The sequence below is a fragment of the Parachlamydia sp. genome, from assembly GCF_050255895.1.
GTDB lineage: Bacteria > Chlamydiota > Chlamydiia > Chlamydiales > Parachlamydiaceae > Parachlamydia > Parachlamydia acanthamoebae.
Map to the genome: position 1 here is coordinate 78,477 of NZ_JBFWIR010000002.1, position 17,690 is coordinate 96,166.

The following is a 17,690-nucleotide window of genomic DNA, read 5'->3' on the forward strand; positions in this document are numbered from 1 at the left end:
CTTAGTCTTTGAATAGGAGGCTTGTATCGACAAATCCCTCATCGTAAATAGGGCCATCTTTTCCTATCGGGAGTTTTCCTGAAAAGTACTCGTGATAAACTTTTAATCCTTGTTGGGCATTCTGAATGCAGTAAAAGCAATTGCTTAGCCATTCAGATCCCATAATTGTGCCACTTTCTAAGTTACAGCGAAAACGAGATGTGATTTTATCTTTCCAATATTCCTTTTCACCAAATAATAACATTGGAGAAGGATTGATGGAGCCTACTTTACGTCGAACTTCTTCAAGGCAATATTCAAAATCAGTGCCCACACCGCCGGTTAAAAAGATGGGGAAATCGAGAAGAAATTCGGCCTGACGCTCAACCAACTTATCTAGCCGATAGGTCATCTTAGCTTGAACATAGGGGTTTTGATTTTGCTCATTGACGACAGAATGATCTTTCTGCCTAAAATCGACCACATTTGCGCAGGATAGAATATTGAGCTTTGTCGCGACATAATTCCCAATCTCCATTGCTCCAGGTCCGCCTCCCGTCACTAATGCTAAAGGAGTCGCAGCGTGCAAGAGAGGGTGTTCCATCTCTTTTCGCATTTCAAGGACACCTTGGAGAAGAAGTTCTAATTCTTTGTCGAAATTGCCTTTTAAGAGATTTGAGCCGTAAATCCCAAAGACTGTTGCGCGTAGAAATGTCTCGACTTGGTCTAATGGAACGAACATCCCTGAATCTCGGGAAGTTTTTTCTGTGAATTGCAAAATTTTTCCACTTATTTCATCGACCCAATAAACAGGAATTCCAAATTTATTGAGGTCGTGTAAAAGAGCACGATCTTCTGCAGAAAAAAACATCCCATGATTGCGTGAAGGATATTGAAAGTAGATGCCCTTTAAGCAGCGTTGAATTTGGTCGCCCAATAGCATCCGCTTCATCAAAGGGGATGGGAAATAACGGGTTAATAAAATACCTTGGCTTGTGATGTAGCCTGCATCAATGGCCTTTAAAAAAGGGTATGCAGGTTGTTGTTCAATATATCTTTCCACCATCAATGCTTGGCGGTTGGATTGCGTTTGGCCAGGAAAGTCATGAAAACGTGTTTCTCGGCTTATCCAATCTTCTGGTTTCAAAGAAAGTAACTGCTCACCTTTCACAACAAAAACAGAGGCTTTGTTCTCAATTGGAGTGGGAGCGGTCGAAAATGCTTTGAAGAGGGCATTGCTATCTTCAAGAGAAATTTGCAATTGATCCCGATCGGAAAAAAAGACATGCTCTCGATAGGGTTCCAATGTATAAAATTCTAGGGGAATATCGGTGATTTCCCGGACGCTTTTACCAAATAGTTCGTAAATATCTCCTGAGGCAGTTGTATCTGGCTGAAGAACTGATGCGGATGTATGTTGATACCCTTGAGATAGGAGTTCATTGACGACTCTTCCGAAAACAGTTCGAATATGTAAAGGAAGTGTTTTAACGAGCAGAATTTCGTCTCCTTCGAGATTTCTTGGAAGATGGGATTTCCATTCCTGATGTAAGCGTAGCATATCTCGCATGGGCGTTTTGCTAATGAGTGCTTTTGCGATAGTCGGTAAAAAACCATAAGTTGTTGGATCGTATTGCACGCGCCCATGCTGCAGGGAAAGATAGGCTACGGTGCGTCCATCGACTTTTTCTAAAATAAGGTCATTGCTCCCATGCAAACCACCTAATGAAAGGAGTGGCTTGCCCCATCTATCGGCTCTACCAAACATACGCGATAAATAGTCTGGATTGCGAACTCTGCGACGATCATCTGCTGCAAAAAGTTTACCAACGTAAGCACCAATTTCTAAAAGGTTGAGCATTTCTACAGCTAGAGTTCCGTAAGCTTTCAGTTCGACAAGCACTTCTGCACAGCCACTTTTTTGATTGAGTTGAATCGATCGATTCACTCCGTCGATGCCTAATTGGGCCAAAGTACTTTTAATGTTGAAGAATACAAGCGAAGGGTCTATGCGATATCCCACAAACACAGGGGGAATATGCTCAATAAAGACAACAGCTTCAGACGTTCTTTCATCAATTTTTTTAATAGATGTAATGCAGCCGTCAGGTGTTATTAAATCTGGATAAGAATAATCAAAATCAAATTCCATAGGATAGCTTTTTACCCGTAATTTTTAAGAATTTCTCATCATAGTGTAAGCATAGATTTACGACGAGTAATTTTAGAGAGTGCAATGCTCTGTTTAAATAGAGCAAAAAGGTTTATTAGAAATGGCAACCTAGCTTTTGTAGCGCTTTTTGTTCGCCTAAATTGGGAAATCCCTCACTCTCTGCGGTTTTTTTTGTGGATTCTTTGTTAATAAGATGTTCGTAAAAAATGGCTTTATGTGAAATCCTCTAGGGGAAACACAGTCGAAAATGTAGGTAAGCAGAATTAATTTTGCTTTAAGAGCATAACTATAAGCGTATTATGTGTAAATGTGCGGAGAGGTTAAAAAAAATCTAAGTCCTATTTTTTCAATTAGATATTTTGTTTATAACTTAAGGGTTAAAGATCTAGGAATCAGAAATTAAATTTCTCATCAGGTTAAGCTTTTGCATAAAATCCCGTTGTGCCATAATGCCCATTTTTTAAGAAGGCAGCAAAATCTTATTGCCCGCAGGGCTACAAGAATTGATAAGGTGTCATGTTTGCCTGACAGATACTTTGAGGCCACTCATGGAAGATCAAAAAGCGCCAAGAAGCTTAGGAACTCACGACGGAACATTTCATGCAGATGAGGTGACGGCGTGCGCGCTGCTCTTGCTTTTTGATTTAATCGATTCAGATAAAATTCTGCGAACCCGTTCTCTCGATCAACTCTCTCGCTGTGAATACGTTTGTGATGTGGGCGGCATTTATGATCCCGCACAAAAGTTATTCGACCATCATCAAGTCCAATATCAAGGAATGATGAGTAGTGCGGGGATGATTTTACTCTATTTAAAAGATCAGGGAATCCTCAAAACCAACGAATACCAATTTTTTAACCATGCTTTGATTCTGGGAGTCGATGCTTCCGATAATGGAAATGACCCACAAATTCAAGGCTTATGCACCTATTCACACGTCGTCTCGAATTTTACTCCTATCGAACATAACGCTTCTCCAGACGTACAAAATAAAGCCTTCTTTGAAGCGTTGGAGTTTGCTTTCGGACATTTGAAACGATTGTGGGAAAGGTATTGTTACACACAATCTTGCAGACAAGTGGTTGAAGAAACCATGAATAAATACTCTGAGTGCTTGATCTTCGAAAAAGGGATTCCATGGCTAGAGATTTTTTTCGAACTCGATGGAGTTAATCATCCCGCCAAGTTTGTAATCATGCCTTCTGGAAGCCATTGGAAATTACGCGGTATTCCACCAAACTATGAAGATCGGATGAATGTGCGTTTTCCTTTACCACAAGAATGGGCTGGGTTGATTGATGAAGAGCTTAAGAAAATTTCCGGAATCGATGGGGCTATTTTTTGCCACAAAGGTCGTTTTATTTCTGTTTGGGAAACACGTGAAGATGCACTAAATGCTTTGGATTATACTCTTCACAAAGAAAAAAGGATGTTATGACCATATTTGCGAAAATCATTAATGGCGAATTGCCTTGTGATAAAGTATTTGAAAATGAAAGAATCATCGCTTTTAAGGATATCCATCCGTCAGCTCCTGTTCATTTATTAATTGTTCCGAAAAAAGAAATCCCTGATTTGCAATCAGTCACTGCGGAAGATCTTCCTTTAATTGGAGAGGTTGTGCAAGTGGCCCAGCAATTAGCCGTACAATTCGATATTCTAGAAGGATACCGGTTATTAACAAATAATGGCCCATTAGCCGGGCAAACAATCTTTCATTTACACTTTCATTTGATTGGCGGACGTCAATTAGGTCATTTGGCATAACGAAAATATTTAGGGATCATGATGCAAAATTTTAAGCTCGCGCGCCATCAAACAGGATTGTTAGTCATTGATGTTCAAGAACGTTTGTACCCTTATATCGAACGCTCATGCGAAGTTTTACATGCCATGCTGCAAGTTGTAGAAGGATTTAAAATCTTAAACATGCCCATTTTGGTGACAGAGCAATATCCAAAGGGCTTAGGACAAACCGTTGCAAAGCTAAAAAATGCCTTGCCACAGGACCAAACTATCGTTGAAAAGACAGCTTTTTCGTGTGCAAATGAGCAGTCATTTTTGGATTTTGCTAATCAGCATAAAATTTCTCAATGGATTCTAATTGGAATAGAAGCCCACATTTGTGTCTTGCAAACGGCAAAAGACTTACTTTCTAAGAATCATGAAATTGTCGTGTTGAATGACGCCATTTCTTCACGATCCATCTACAATTTTTCCACAGCCATTGCAGAAATGCGTGATTGCGGAGCGCGGATCAGCTGTGTCGAAACTGTCTTGTTTGAGCTATTACAAGATGCCGCAGCACCTGAATTTAAGCAAATTAGTCAGCTTGTGAAATGAAATGCATCTTCTTTGCATTAGCACTTTGTTTGTATTCCAGCCAAATACTCTCTTCGCAAGAATGGAGCGAAGACATCATTGTTAAGCGCATCCACGCTCATTTAGTTTTAAATGATACTGATGAAGCCTGTTCTGAAGCCCTACAAGGGATTCAGGCTTTTCCCCATTCAATCCCCATTCATAAAGCTTATATCCATGCGCTGTCAGCAAAAGGGGATGAAAAGGAGATATTGGCGATTTGGAAAGCCTACCAGCAATTGGCACCTGATCGAGATTCAAGACAAATTTCAGAAGAAATTGCTTGGGGAGTTATTCACAAAGGAGCTGCGTCATCATCACCCATTATAAGAGTGATTTCGCTTCTTGCCGCCTTTTTCAGTCAAGATGCCCGAGGAGTAAGTCTGCTGGCCCGCCATTTTAATGATTCAAATGCATTTATTCGAAGAGCCATCGTTGAGTTATCAGCCAATATGCGCGACGATATCCTGTGTAAAAATATTCTGTTGGTTCTCAGACAGGAAAAAAACTGGAAAGTCTATCAAGAAGCCATTCAAGCAGCAGGGGAGATGAAAATTTTCGATGCAAAGCCAGATCTCATCAAGATTTTGACAGATGATAAAAGCATGCTGGAAGAAAAAATATCTGCAGCCATCGCTCTTTCAACCATGGTGGAATCCATCTCGCATGAGCAATTACATGAACTCGTGCGAAGCAATCGGGTTGGATTGCGCTTGCTTGCCTGCCAGCTGGTCTATCGATGGTCTCTCATCGATGAGCTCGACGAAATGCTATACCTGACAACAGATTCACATGCACAAGTACGCGCAATCGCTTTGCAAGTATTAGGATTATTAGGACGAACAGAAAAATATCGTGAACAAACCATCCGCAGTGCATTGCGATTGGTGAATGATCGAGATCCTGAAGTGGTGATACCAGCCGCTTGGATTTTGGTGTTGACAGAACATCCACAGGGAGAAATTGTTTTTAAGCAGTTATTAAAGAATCCTGAGCAAGAAATTCAGGTGAAAGCAGCAGGAGCATTATCCTCGACAGGCAAATATGGAATTCCTCTCCTTCAATATGCTTTAAGGAGAGATAATGCTCCATTTGTCAGACTCAATGCAGCGTTAGGGCTTATCCATCAGCAAATTGACGTTGAGAAAGCCTGTGCGATCTTAGAAGAAGGCTTGAAGGAACACCCTGAAAGATGGATGTGGGAAGAATTTGGGGTATTTAAAGCTTTAGCAGCAAGTACAATCAAACACGATGAAGACATTCCATGCTACCCTGAAAGCGTAGATCAATCCACCCGCTTAGAGATTCTAAATATTTTGGCCATTATGGAATCCCCAAAAGCGCAAGAAGCCATCAAACATTTCTTAAAAGAAAAGCGATGGGGTGTATCGGGGATGGCATCCATCCTGCTTTTGACAGAAGGTGACGAAGAAGCATTATCCATCATTGAAACCTTAATTGATGATCCAGATCCCCAAATCCACATTCAAGCCGCCTTAATCTTAGCCCTATGGGGAAGAGGGGAGAAAGCGATCAATACCCTGCAAGCAGCCTATCCGCAGGCATCGCGCGATCTGAAAGAAAAAATCTTGGAAGGATTGGGAAGAGTTGGATCCGAGACATCCATTCCCTTTTTGATCGAGCAATTGGAAGAGCCTTTTCAATCATTGCGGATCATTGCGGCATCTTCTCTTTTACAATGCCTATACCATTAAAAGGGCATACATTTGTCCATAAAATTTATTCATCTTCGGATGAGTAATCTTCACTTAGGTCAGTTCCTGAAGCCCCGGTGAAAATCTTTTTGATTGCTCTGTCATAGGTTTCAGTGTATTTGGACTCATTGCTTTGATACGTTAAAACTTGCCCTGATAGAATTGCGAAAATGATTTGAGAAGGATCTTCATTATCATCTGTTCTGCAATTATGAATGGCAATCTTTAAATCTTCCTGTGAGAAAGGAATATTTTTCAGGAACAGGCAGTAAGTTTCTTGAGAATTGATCAAATGGACTATTTCCTCTGAACAACGCATTAAAAGTTTTCTTAGTTCTTCAAGAGAAAGAGGGGTTAGCGAAGTAAAAGATAAGGAGATCTTTTCTATCTGGTAGTTAGAGGTTTCGGTGCTCGATCCGCATGGAATTAGAGCGAATTTCTCTTCAATTAGGGCATTTGCAGAACGCACAATGGAATCGGATAAAAAAGTTTCCGGCATCCACACGCATTCATCTAGAGGAGTGCATCCTGTTAGAATCAATGAGATTGAAATGATAAAGGGGAATGTTACTTTCATTTTTGGCCGTCAGTTTGTGGAGAGTTCATTATTTCTAAAGCTTCTTCATATGTGTAAAACACTTCTGCCATCACCGTAATTATTGAAAATCACAATTTGAATATCTTCAATGCCGAATGGTATATTTTTCAGATATGGAAGAATGCTTATGCAATTATTAACTTGGTACAAAAGTTCATGAGCACTTTCTACAAGTATTTCACGTAATTCTTCTTTTGAAAGAGGTTGACGAGTATTAAACATTAAACCAATTCTTTCGATAAAATCACCGGTATTTATGACGTGAATCCCACAAAACTTGAGCTTATTGCCATATTTTTTTACAATTTTTTTTTCGGTTTTGCTAAGTAGATCCTCTATTATTAGATCTTCTTTTGGAATGGAAAAATAGTCTTTGGTGGGATAAGTGCAGCCAGTTGTAAAAATCAGCAATATAAATAAAAATATCATAAAGTACCAAGTCACGTAAGACTGGATTAAGAATCGTCGTTGCTCTTTTAATTTTCCCATCCAAAAAAAATCAATTAGAGGAATAAAATCTATCTGGCTTCTAGCTAGACAATTGAGCATCACCACAAATGTTTCATCAATTTTATTACTGCGTATCAGTGTTGCATTTTGGAATGCCTGTATCGTTTAAAGATGCCATTTTTATTTTTTCTAAGGCTTCTTCGTATGTTTCTTCCAAAAAGTATTCAATTTTTTTGGATTCTGGGCTTTGTTTTCTGATTGACAAAATGCCTTTTAATATCTGTACGCTTGACGTGTCAGGATAGTAGATCTCTATTCGTCTATCTTTATTTTCGTTGTATATGATGATTTGGGTTTCTTTAATCGTGAAAGGTCTTTTCACTAAAAAAGGTTGAATATTGGGATTGTTATTAATTTGATTTAATAGTTCAGTCGCGCAATCAATTACAAGGCTTCTGAGCTGTTCTTCGGAAAGTTTCTCGTGTGTATTAAAACATAAACCTAATTCTTTGACTACCCCATCCGGCATTGCAATAATCGTTCCGCAAGGGTATAAGTCGTGTTTTTGTTTAATTATTGTAGTTGCTTGGTTTAAAATTTGATTTAGATAAATGTTTTCTTTTGAAGCGCCGCTTAAAAATATCGAGCACTCAACTGTTATAGTGGTAATTAATGCAATAAAAATTAGTAGGATTTTCATGTTTCACCTGTAAAATATTTGTGTTTTTAATGTTTGTTTGTTCGTTTAATTTTCAAAGTTTTTTTAAAGCTTCTTCAAAGGTTTCTTGAGACTTTTCTTCAATTTTTAGTAAACCACGTGTCCATGAATCAAATAAAAGTAGTCCATTTTCTAAGCTAGCTGTTGAAGTATCGGGAAAAAAAATATCTCTATTTGTTTTGTCTTTGTTATGAATGACGATTTTAACGTTTCTAATAGTAAGAGGAAACCTTTCTACAAAAGGCTGTACGTTTGGATTCGAATTCATTTGGCTGAGAAGTTCCATTGAACAGTCTACCAAAATCTGACGTAGCAATTCTTTGCTAAAATTTTCTTTGGTGGTAAAAATCAAACCCGCACGTTCTATAATTCCTCCTGGAGAAGTTGTGGTTTGCCCTGCAAATGTTATATTATATTTAGAGGCAAAACGTATTCCTGTTTTTCGAATTTTATCTAAAAAGAGCTCTTCTTCTTTAAAATAAGGGGAACTTTCATAACTATTAAGGGAACATCCTTGAAAAACAAAAATCAATAAAGAAAATAAGGTGTATAGATACTTCATAATGTTCCATGGGTTGTAAAGTTTTCTAAATGCTTTTTTAATACTTTTTCATATGTAGGACTTACAAAGGAATGGTCAAACCACTCGGCATCTGGATGTGAATCAAGGGTTGTTATTGTTCCTCGATTTTTTCGTGCGCCAAGTATATCAACTCTGGGAACTAAATCTCTCCATGCTTTTGCTCGATAATGCTGAACATCGGCACAAATACTTTTGCTAATATAAGCTGCAGGGGCAATTGCTAAAACAAGAATTCTATTTCTCAATTCCTTATTATAACTTAATAGCGCATTTCTTACGTGAATAGCCCCTTGACTATGACATACAACTAATATTTTAGCAGAGGAAGATGCACTTGCAAAAAAATTATCCCAATGTTCGTGTAATCCTTTTACTGGTTTTGTGGCAATTTTCATTAAGCCAAGAGCGCACTCAACAAAATCAAATATAAATCGTGAGGGATTTGAAACACCGTGTACATCATATCCTTTAATAAGATCGGATACATACCTTGCTATATTTTTTGATTCCTTAAGACCAGTTAATACTCCCGTTTCAACACAAATTTGCTTGTCTGGAATCTCAGGACGTCCTTCATCACTTAAGTCATATGATTGAACTTGTTCACAGCCAGGTAGTATACATTCAAAAAGAAAATCTTCTCTAACTTTAGAAGCGTATTTATGTGTGCCGTCGCCTTGGCTTGGTTCATCTCGATCTCTTGCTCTACTTGCCGAAGAAGAATTTTTAATCCGTTCTTGTGTATCCCTTTCTCTTCTTTGATCAAGCCAATCTACCCACAGACCGTAGAGATCAATATGTGTGAGCGGGCTATTATTGACATATGCGTAGAGATTGGGTCCTGCATCGAAGCTAAGAGGGTCAGCGGTGATCCATCTTGCTATCTTAGGATCGTAGTAACGTCTCCCAAAATATATGAAACCAGTCTCAGGGTCATATCGTTTAGAGCTGAATCGCCAGGCCGTAGTTGGGTTTTTCGTAGCACCGGATGCATCTAGAGTGACTTCTTCTCCAAAAGCCGTATAGCGATAGATGTCGACGGGTTCTCCTGAAGTATTCAGCAAGACTTGCGTATTTCCTGCGAAATTACAAAGGGGAATGTAGGTTTCTCCTCCGATTTCTAATGCAATGGAAGCTCCAATTTCTGCCCCTCTACCACTTCCAAGGACGCGTAATTCCTGCATGTTGTAATCTTCATCACAAGAACCGATCTCATTTTCCCCTTGGTAGAGAAAATATTGCTTTTCCTCGGCTGTCCATTCATTTGTGAAGGGATCCCATCGTGCGGCTTCTTTACAAAGGCGTCTATTTAAGTCATCGTACACATAGGTAAATCGGTTATTTTCCGTCGTGACAGAAATTAAGCGATCCCAAGCATCGTAGGCATATTTTTGATCATACTTCTCGGCTAGATTGCCATTGCGATCGTAGGTATAAGCACCCAATTTGTCGCCTAAGAGTTGATTTAGAGAATTATAATCAAAGATTTGTTCGTCTTTTGTAAATCGATTTAAGAGCGAGTCATGTTGATAGGTATGTGAAGAAACGGAATCTTCACGGCTAAGTTGGTAAAGGTGATCATAGCTGTATTTACATGGAGTTTCACCTATGGGATCTTTAAACAGCTGTGAGGTCAAATTTCCTACGGAATCGTACTGAACATCTAGCTCACTAAAATAAGAGGACTGTATCGAGCGATGTCGATTGAGCAAGTCGTAACTTTGCGTAACGGTTCCTAAATTGAAGGGGAGTTGCTTTTCCCTAAGATTTCCGCCTAAATCATATTGATAGGTTTGCTCGTATTGCTTTTCTCCTGATGATGAGAGCCTTTTGACTGCAAGGAGATCAACGGCATTATACATATAGACGATTGAGCTTTGATCTGGCAAGGTGGTTGCCAGAAGTCTTCCTTGTCGATCGTACGCGTACGAGAGTTTGATTCCATTGCCTAGTATTTCTTCAATGAGATTGTTGTTACTGTCATAGGTTTTTTGACTTTGCGTTTGATGAATTAAATCCTCTACCAAAATGGGGATATCATTCAAATTGTAAGTGTAGGCATAGCTGATGGTTTGGTCTGTTGATGTGACTGTTGCTAAGCGGCCTTTGGCATCGTAGGCATAGGCGATTTGATTTCCATCTGGCTTGTATGTGACGACTTTCTGGCTGCAGTTATTGTAAGCATGGCAGGTGGTTTTTTGCTCTGGAGTTCCGACAGCTTCTATGCAGCTTGTCATTTGACCGATCGGATCATAGGTCCATTGCGTTACGACTTGTCTATCATACGCATCTAGCTTAAAGACTTTTTCTTGTGTCTGGATGAGCTGTCCGGCACCGTCATAGAAAAAATCTCTTTCCTGAATGACTTGACCCATTCCATTCTTTTTCTGAATTTTGGCAGTCTTTCCACGCGCATTGCCTATGCTAATGGTGACATTTCCTTGAGGATCAATTGATTCAGAATAGGGGACGACCATGTTATAAGCATCTCGATAGTCATATCGATAATTGATCAAGGTGATGTTGTTGTCCGGATCGACGATTTTTGTGGGCTGATTATTAAAATTATAAGTGAAATATGTTGTTCCCACACCGGCATCCGAATAGGTGCTGACTTGTAATTTATTGCCGCTGGCATCATAAACATAGGTTTGTTTGCGCAGGATATTTCCTTGATCATCTTCTGTCCTTTCTGCAACGATCCGATCTTTTGAATCATATTCAAAAACTTCTAATGTATAATCGCCTGAGGTGTGTCCGTAAAATGTTTTTACGGTATCTTTTCTTCCAAGAGTATCATAAGTGTTGTAAATCGCTGCATCTGCTTTTATGACGGCTTTAGGGCGTCCTAAACGATCATATTCGTAGGAAGTGACGTGGCCTTCCGCATCGATTTCCCGAATCAGGTGAAAGGCAGAGTATTCTTTGGTATGAATGCCGAGGCTTTCTCCTGTGGAGGCAATGTATTCGATTTGGATGGGACGTTTTTGATAATCATAGCTATAACGGGTGGTCATCCCATTTTTATCGATAGTTTCTTGAAGGGTTCCATCTAAATTGTAGGTCATCCTCTCAGAGGAACCGTCGGGATAATTGATCTCAAAGGGCTTGCCTCTGATGGTATTTTTTTGATCGATAGAGTATCCGTTGCCATTCGTTATTTTAGTGATATGACCTAAGGCATTGTACTCGATCCTTTCTTCAGGCCTAAATAGCTGTCCATTAGCAGAAGGAATTGAGGGATGGGTTGTTTTGACAAGGCGATCAAATCGATCGTATTCATAATGGGTTTGATTCCCATACCAGTCTGTGGATGAGATGCGATTGCCTCGCTTATCATATTGATGCCTAATGATATAGCGTTGATTGGTGCTGTGATCGACGGTTGTAGCCGAAGTTAGTCTGCCCACACAATCGTAAGAGTATTCCACGTGGAAGGCCTTATTTGGACCTTGTTCATAGACTAGTTGATTGAGTTCATCATATTGGCGTAATGTTTCTTCTCCGTTTGCATTGACGGCTCGAATGATATTTCCGCGTGCATCATATTCCCAATGCAAGCGATAACGTAAGTTGTCTCCAATGTCATAATGATGTTGTTCATAGAGTTTTCCGATGGAGTTATGGAGATTACGAATTCTTTTTACACAAATTTCATTCCCATTGGGATCAGTGTAAATGAGTTTTTCTTCTTCTGTGAGACCAAATGGAGCTTGGGTTCTTTCGGAAAACTCACGAATAATGCGTTGTGTTGCGTTGGTTAGATCATTTTTAGTATCTGTTGTGGCGTCATCGATAATTTCTCGAGTCAAAAAGCCACGGCTATTATATTCATAGAAATTGCGTGATTTAAGAGTGGAGTTGTCATAGGCAAATTTGGTTTTGAGTAAGTCTTTATCTTTGTAATAAATATAAACGTTTTTTTGGGGGCCTTCGGTTTCGGATAGTTTTAAATTAAACCGATCATTACTGAAGGTTCGGTAAATGGTGTGAGATTCACATCCATTTTTTATAGTTTTTCCATCGCTTCCAATATTTGGCGAAATCGTATTTTTTCCTGTTAAATTTCCGTGGAAGGCTTCTTCAATGGGGTTGCCTGCGGAGTCGTAGTTAAATGAGTGGATGATGCTAAATGCATTTTCTGGTCCTGAGATGGTCTGAGCAATCACATTTCCTGCGTCGGCGTCTTTTCCCCAGTATAATCTTTCTTTTCGATAGGGATCCGAGCGATCTCCGTAGTAGTCGAGAGCTGTAAGACGTTGAAATTCATTGTAATAATAAATGGTTTTGCTAGAGTTAACGTCAAAAACTTCGGTTCGTCCACCTAGGTTTTCTGCGTTAAGGTAATATTGAAAGCGATAGGTTTGGATGGGTTGATCATCAGCTCCCACAGGCTCTGCAAGGGATTTTACACGAAATCTTTGACGGTCATGCGACTTAAGAACTTTGCCGTCGCTGACGGGGTCATTTTTCATCCAGTAATGGATATCCGTATAACGCGTGAATGATAGCCATCTTCTGCTAATACGTGGAAAGCGATCATATTTCCCATTCTGGTATTCATAATGCAAACTTAAGCCATCTGGCCGATCCACTTTCTTTAAACACCACTCTCCATTAATTTTGTAAAACAGGTAATGAATGTGGCGTCCATCGTCTAGGTTTACATTAGTGCGACAGTGGATATCGTATTTTTCATAGGTAAAGCCAAAACCTGTTAAGTGTTGGGTGCCACTTTTTAGGGAGCAATATGCAATTTCATGGTCTTTGTTGTAATCGTAGTATAGAAGATTTCCATTTGGAAAAGTGGTGCGTTTTAGGAGGTAATTGATATTATGAGAATGATCGAGTTTCTTGTAGAGATGGTGTAATCCTGAGCCATCATAAAGCCTGTAGTGTCTGATTCCTCCCTCTTTAAGTTTACTACGGGTTAAATATGTATTTTTTGTATTCGTGCGCCCGCTAATCTCTCCTTTTCCACAATTTGTCATTCCTTGATCGATCGATTGCTTTGAGACATAGAATTTTTCATCATTTTCTTGTCTGCGTTGGAATACCGTTAAGGCCCCTTGTCCCTCATTTAAAGTGACGGCATTTCCTTGTTGCTTTTTTATGCGAGTTAAGTGGTTGAGATTCCAACCTAATTCAAGGGTTCCATTTTTATTAAAGGAACTGCTGTATGAGCGTTCAAACGTTATGGGGGTGGGGCCTGGAATAACTAAATCAACTTCATATAAGGCCAAATCCCCTGTAACCGCATTGACCATTCCTCCCACAAAAGCATTGGGGACACCTGAAAAATTGGCTTGCGTCACACGTGTTTCATAATCTTCATTTGATTTTGGAAGAAGTTTTACCTCTTTAAATTCTTCCGAAAAGAGAGGGGATACAGTGAGAAATAAGGAAAGAAGTAAGCGAATTAATCGATTCATGAATTGCCTGTGAAGTTGAAATTCTTCAAATGGCACAATTTTATATTAAATTTTAAAATTGGTGTCAATAAAAAATATTGTTTTGTAAATGCAACGTGAAAATGTCACCACTTGTGCAAAGTAAAAATGTCACCATCTGAAGTATTCTATTTGTCAATTACAAATGGGAACAGAAATGGCGAGATTGGAATTATCAAAATAGCAAATGGAAGAACCTAGCCTGCTTGATCAAAGTCAGGCCAATGAGACAAAAATCTGCCAAAGATTTTGCTAAATGGATCCGACAACATTGGAGTATCGAGAACAAATGTCATTGGGTAGCTGATGTGATTTTTTGAAGAGGATTACACTGACAGATAGAGGAAACAGTGCAGAGAATATGAGGGTGTTTCGTCGCTTGGCAATGAACATGGACTGTAGTGAAGGATCCAGAAAGAGGACTGGCTTCAGTGAGGAGAGCGGCAATTTTTGGTACAGGATATTTACAGGGAATTTTGGCAATGTTTTTCTATTCAAAAGCATCAAAAAATTTTAGTTAAAAAGCCCTGTTCAGATATCAGACAAGACAAATAAATAAAGCATTTAGCTAAAAAAGCTCGTTCCATTTGGGTTTAAAATATTCGGCAACCCCTTTTACTCCTGCTTGAGTATTTTTATTCAAATTTTTATAGCATTCACTATCAAATTGGTTTCGCCTGATCCAGATGGAAGCTATAGATTCTCAACATGAATTTAAAACCACGGATTTTCCTCATTTTTTTGCTATTTGTATTAAAGCGTTTAAAGCTCTACTGTCATCAAATTAAAATAAATCCATTGCGGCACCGCCTCTTTCGGAAGCAGAACCATTAAGCAATAATTTTATTAGTGAATTAAGGCGTTCATTCATAAATCAATCTCATCTATAAATATGTTCTAAAGGGATATGGGTTCCCATATCCCTTGCCCCCATATTTGATGTAAATGGATTAATATATTTCACCCGCTAAGTCGAGCATCAAATCTTGGGAGATTGCTACCTGACTGCAATTGCTCTCGAAAGCTAGGCGTGTCGTCAATTAAGTCATATCACAGAAGCTGCTAAATAAATGGCGGATAAAAAGTTTCGAACAGTTTTATCATAACGAGTGGCAATCCCTCGGTATTTTTTAACTTGGCAAAAAAAATTCTCAATAAGATGCCTAGAATTATAGAGATGCTTGTCATAATCTCTCAGTTCTTTAGCATTACTCTTTGATGGAATTACGATGCCTTTGCCAGCCTTCTTCAATGGAAGAATTATCCTGTCTTCGGCGCTAAATGCTTTATCAGCAATAACAATTTTAGCCTGGATTTCAGATAGTTGTAGATCAGCTCCATCTAGATCATGAGCTTTCCCTGGAGTTAAAGCAGAACTGGTCGGATTGCCTAAAGCATCTGTTGTAGCATGAATTTTGGCGCTTAGCCCTCCTTTGCTCTTTCCTATGGCTTGGTTCTTCGCTATTGCACCAACACTATATTGATGCGCTCACACAATTGTAGAATCAATCATCACGTATTCATTATCGGCATCAGTGGCTAAATATTTGAACATTTTTTCCCAAATATCGCTCGTAGCCCACCTGCTCCATCTTCGGTGGATATTTTTCCAATCTCAAATCTCTCTGGCTAGTCTCTAAAGGACATACCTGCTAGATACCGGTAGAGTACCGATTCAAGATTATCTTTAACAATACACCCAACATCCCCTCTCGCCCAGACAATAAATCTTTGATCCGTTCCCATTGATCATCTCTCAATAAACAACTCCTTGAAATCGTTTAGTTTATTCGATATCTACATGATCTAGTCAATCACTTAATTGACGGCACACTGTAGTTAAAGTCTTACTTTTTATTTTTTTTGAACGATTAATTCAATAGAGCCTTTTTCGAGAGAATTGTATTCATCTAAATTAAAATAATAATATTGAGGAACATTTTCTTGAGCTAAATTCAAAAGGTGATTTGCCAAAGATTTTAAACCTGATGAATTTGCTATTACAATAACTACATTATCTTGAAACTTAACTTCAATTTCAGAATCAGGCTCCCACTTATATATAAATCCATCTTCACCATAATCTGGCACTTCTAATTTTATTTCCATTTTTAATCCTTCTTAATCAGTTAAATAAATGTGAGCTTTTCTGCCAACTTTGACCTTTCCTGTTTTAAGATTTGGAACTAAAAGTTCAAAATTAACATGAGGTCCTCCTGAGTGTTTTCCTAATAGGTCATTTAACCCCATTCTAAAAACTCTTTTTCCATCTGCTGATACAAATCTCCCACTTCCTGCAATTGCTTCTTTATAACCGATTCCCAAAAATTTTTCTGCCATTTCTAAGACTTTATTTGTTGGTAATCTCATCCCATTCTTAAGACCAAGTTCACTTATTGCATCTAATGTTCTAACCGTACTTTTTTTCGATAAAATTGTTTTTTGGAATAAATGCTTAGTAGCTGTAATAGTGTTTGTTGCTGTAGGTGAAGTTATGGCTGCTGCTTTTGCAAGTAAGACATTTGCCTCCGCCGTTGCTGCTTTTCTAAATCCCTGCGACACAGTTTCTAGTATTTCTGCTTTCCAAATTTTTTGCATTCCTTGCAGTATCACTCTTTGTGTACCTTTTTTTAATGCAAAAGAACCTAGGTTATAGGCTAACCCAGCGCCGCTATACAGCAATGCGGCATCCGCTGCTAAAAATATTCCATCGACAGTATATTCACCTAATTTGCCAGCAGAATAATTATCGTAACATTCCCCATTCAGAATTTCTGGGGGAGCATTTGAATAGTCTTTTGTAAGCCGGTTATAAACACCCTTAATAAAATTTTTGCTCGCCTGATATCCAGTTTCTCGATCTTGCATTTCTTGTAATGTCTGCTCTTTTTCAAATTCAGACCACTCTGAAAGACCAAATAAATCAATACTAGTTAAAGGACTGTTATTCACATATGCATATAGATTAGGTCCGGCTTCATAACCAAGGGGATCAGCAGTGATCCAACGAGCTATTTGTGGGTCATAGTAACGTCTGCCAAAATAAATCAGGTCCGTTTCTGGATCAGTTCGTTTGGAACAGAAACGCCAAGATGTTATCGGTTTTTTAACATCTCCGGATGGATCGAAGATGGTTTCTTCTCCGAAAGCTGTGTAGCGATAGATATCGACAGGTTCACCTTTAGAGTTTAAAAGAACTTGAACATGCCCTGTAAAGTTAGTTAAAGGAATATATACTTGTCCTTGAATTTCAAAAGCAACCGCAGCACCGATTTCAGCACCACGTCCATGGCCAAGCGGTCTAAATTCCATTAAGTGTTGCTCTGCATCACAAACGCCGACTTCATTATCTCCTTGGTAGAGGAAATACTGTGTATCTTGTGCCACCCAATTGTCTGTTAATGGATCCCAAAGCAATTTAACTTTAGAAAGGCGCCGACTTAGATCGTCATAGGTGTAGTTAAAACGTATATTGCCGATGGTAACAGAAAGCAATCTATCCCAGGCATCATACGTGTATTTTTGATCATGGCGCTCGGATAGATTTCCATTGGGGTCATAGGCATAAGCACTCAGTTTGTCTCCTAAAAGCTGATTCAGTGAATTGAAGTCAAAACGTTGATCATCTTTTACAAAGCGATTAAAGAGTGAATCGTGTTGAT

12 protein-coding genes and 1 pseudogene are annotated in these 17,690 nt (G+C 38.9%); 4 read left to right on the top strand and 9 right to left on the bottom strand.

Going from position 1 to position 17,690, the window contains the following annotated elements; translation table 11 throughout:
• Position 1: 1 nt before the first annotated feature.
• On the bottom strand, positions 2-2,131 hold the full coding sequence (locus tag AB7E63_RS00770; RefSeq protein WP_006341993.1) for an LOG family protein: 2,130 nt from the start codon (positions 2,129-2,131) through the stop codon (positions 2-4).
• A 569-nt stretch (positions 2,132-2,700) separates the two neighbouring features.
• On the opposite strand from AB7E63_RS00770, the gene AB7E63_RS00775 reads away from it, so the two are divergent.
• From AB7E63_RS00775 to AB7E63_RS00790, 4 genes are read left to right on the top strand one after another with little or no spacing between them, the layout of a single operon-like run.
• Entirely contained in the window at positions 2,701-3,591 is an 891-nt protein-coding gene (locus tag AB7E63_RS00775) for an MYG1 family protein (RefSeq protein ID WP_006341992.1), read from the top strand.
• Positions 3,588-3,920, top strand: coding sequence for a histidine triad nucleotide-binding protein (locus AB7E63_RS00780; protein WP_006341991.1), 333 nt, complete (start codon positions 3,588-3,590; stop codon positions 3,918-3,920). Before AB7E63_RS00775 ends, AB7E63_RS00780 begins: the two co-directional genes overlap by 4 nt.
• Before the next feature lie 18 nt (positions 3,921-3,938).
• On the top strand, positions 3,939-4,496 hold the full coding sequence (locus AB7E63_RS00785; RefSeq protein ID WP_006341990.1) for an isochorismatase family protein: 558 nt from the start codon (positions 3,939-3,941) through the stop codon (positions 4,494-4,496).
• Complete coding sequence (locus AB7E63_RS00790; protein WP_006341989.1) at positions 4,493-6,229, top strand: HEAT repeat domain-containing protein; 1,737 nt, start codon at positions 4,493-4,495, stop codon at positions 6,227-6,229. Before AB7E63_RS00785 ends, AB7E63_RS00790 begins: the two co-directional genes overlap by 4 nt.
• A 25-nt stretch (positions 6,230-6,254) precedes the next feature.
• Here AB7E63_RS00790 and AB7E63_RS00795 read toward each other — a convergent pair whose 3' ends face one another.
• The 8 genes and pseudogenes from AB7E63_RS00795 to AB7E63_RS00830 form a co-directional block, all read right to left on the bottom strand.
• Positions 6,255-6,806 carry a hypothetical protein gene (locus AB7E63_RS00795; protein ID WP_226987456.1) on the bottom strand — a complete coding sequence of 184 codons (552 nt, stop codon included), beginning with the start codon at positions 6,804-6,806 and terminating at the stop codon, positions 6,255-6,257.
• Between the two features lie 45 nt (positions 6,807-6,851).
• On the bottom strand, positions 6,852-7,376 hold the full coding sequence (locus AB7E63_RS00800) for a hypothetical protein (protein ID WP_241209014.1): 525 nt from the start codon (positions 7,374-7,376) through the stop codon (positions 6,852-6,854).
• Positions 7,377-7,401: 25 nt separating this feature from the next.
• A complete protein-coding gene (locus tag AB7E63_RS00805; RefSeq protein WP_013925335.1) occupies positions 7,402-7,977 on the bottom strand; it encodes a hypothetical protein in 576 nt (191 codons plus the stop codon).
• Positions 7,978-8,029: 52 nt separating this feature from the next.
• Positions 8,030-8,557, bottom strand: a complete 528-nt coding sequence (locus AB7E63_RS00810; protein WP_013925334.1) for a hypothetical protein — start codon at positions 8,555-8,557, stop codon at positions 8,030-8,032.
• A complete protein-coding gene (locus tag AB7E63_RS00815; RefSeq protein WP_013925333.1) occupies positions 8,554-14,010 on the bottom strand; it encodes an RHS repeat-associated core domain-containing protein in 5,457 nt (1,818 codons plus the stop codon). Before AB7E63_RS00815 ends, AB7E63_RS00810 begins: the two co-directional genes overlap by 4 nt.
• Before the next feature lie 1,063 nt (positions 14,011-15,073).
• Positions 15,074-15,806 (bottom strand): annotated as a pseudogene (locus tag AB7E63_RS00820) (IS5 family transposase).
• Between the two features lie 76 nt (positions 15,807-15,882).
• Positions 15,883-16,137, bottom strand: coding sequence for an Imm32 family immunity protein (locus AB7E63_RS00825; RefSeq protein ID WP_006341986.1), 255 nt, complete (start codon positions 16,135-16,137; stop codon positions 15,883-15,885).
• 12 nt (positions 16,138-16,149) lie between these two features.
• A partial coding sequence (locus AB7E63_RS00830; RefSeq protein ID WP_428418441.1) for an RHS repeat domain-containing protein occupies positions 16,150-17,690 on the bottom strand: 1,541 nt, incomplete at its 5' end.

Bases quoted from the DNA above. Each gene is read 5' to 3' on its own strand.
- AB7E63_RS00790 (WP_006341989.1), top strand. From the start codon at position 4,493: ATGAAATGCATCTTCTTTGCATTAGCACTTTGTTTGTATTCCAGCCAA.
- AB7E63_RS00810 (WP_013925334.1), bottom strand. From the start codon at position 8,557: ATGAAGTATCTATACACCTTATTTTCTTTATTGATTTTTGTTTTTCAA.
- AB7E63_RS00800 (WP_241209014.1), bottom strand. From the start codon at position 7,376: ATGCTCAATTGTCTAGCTAGAAGCCAGATAGATTTTATTCCTCTAATT.
- AB7E63_RS00795 (WP_226987456.1), bottom strand. From the start codon at position 6,806: ATGAAAGTAACATTCCCCTTTATCATTTCAATCTCATTGATTCTAACA.
- AB7E63_RS00805 (WP_013925335.1), bottom strand. From the start codon at position 7,977: ATGAAAATCCTACTAATTTTTATTGCATTAATTACCACTATAACAGTT.
- AB7E63_RS00815 (WP_013925333.1), bottom strand. From the start codon at position 14,010: ATGAATCGATTAATTCGCTTACTTCTTTCCTTATTTCTCACTGTATCC.
- AB7E63_RS00775 (WP_006341992.1), top strand. From the start codon at position 2,701: ATGGAAGATCAAAAAGCGCCAAGAAGCTTAGGAACTCACGACGGAACA.
- AB7E63_RS00785 (WP_006341990.1), top strand. From the start codon at position 3,939: ATGATGCAAAATTTTAAGCTCGCGCGCCATCAAACAGGATTGTTAGTC.
- AB7E63_RS00780 (WP_006341991.1), top strand. From the start codon at position 3,588: ATGACCATATTTGCGAAAATCATTAATGGCGAATTGCCTTGTGATAAA.
- AB7E63_RS00825 (WP_006341986.1), bottom strand. From the start codon at position 16,137: ATGGAAATAAAATTAGAAGTGCCAGATTATGGTGAAGATGGATTTATA.
- AB7E63_RS00770 (WP_006341993.1), bottom strand. From the start codon at position 2,131: ATGGAATTTGATTTTGATTATTCTTATCCAGATTTAATAACACCTGAC.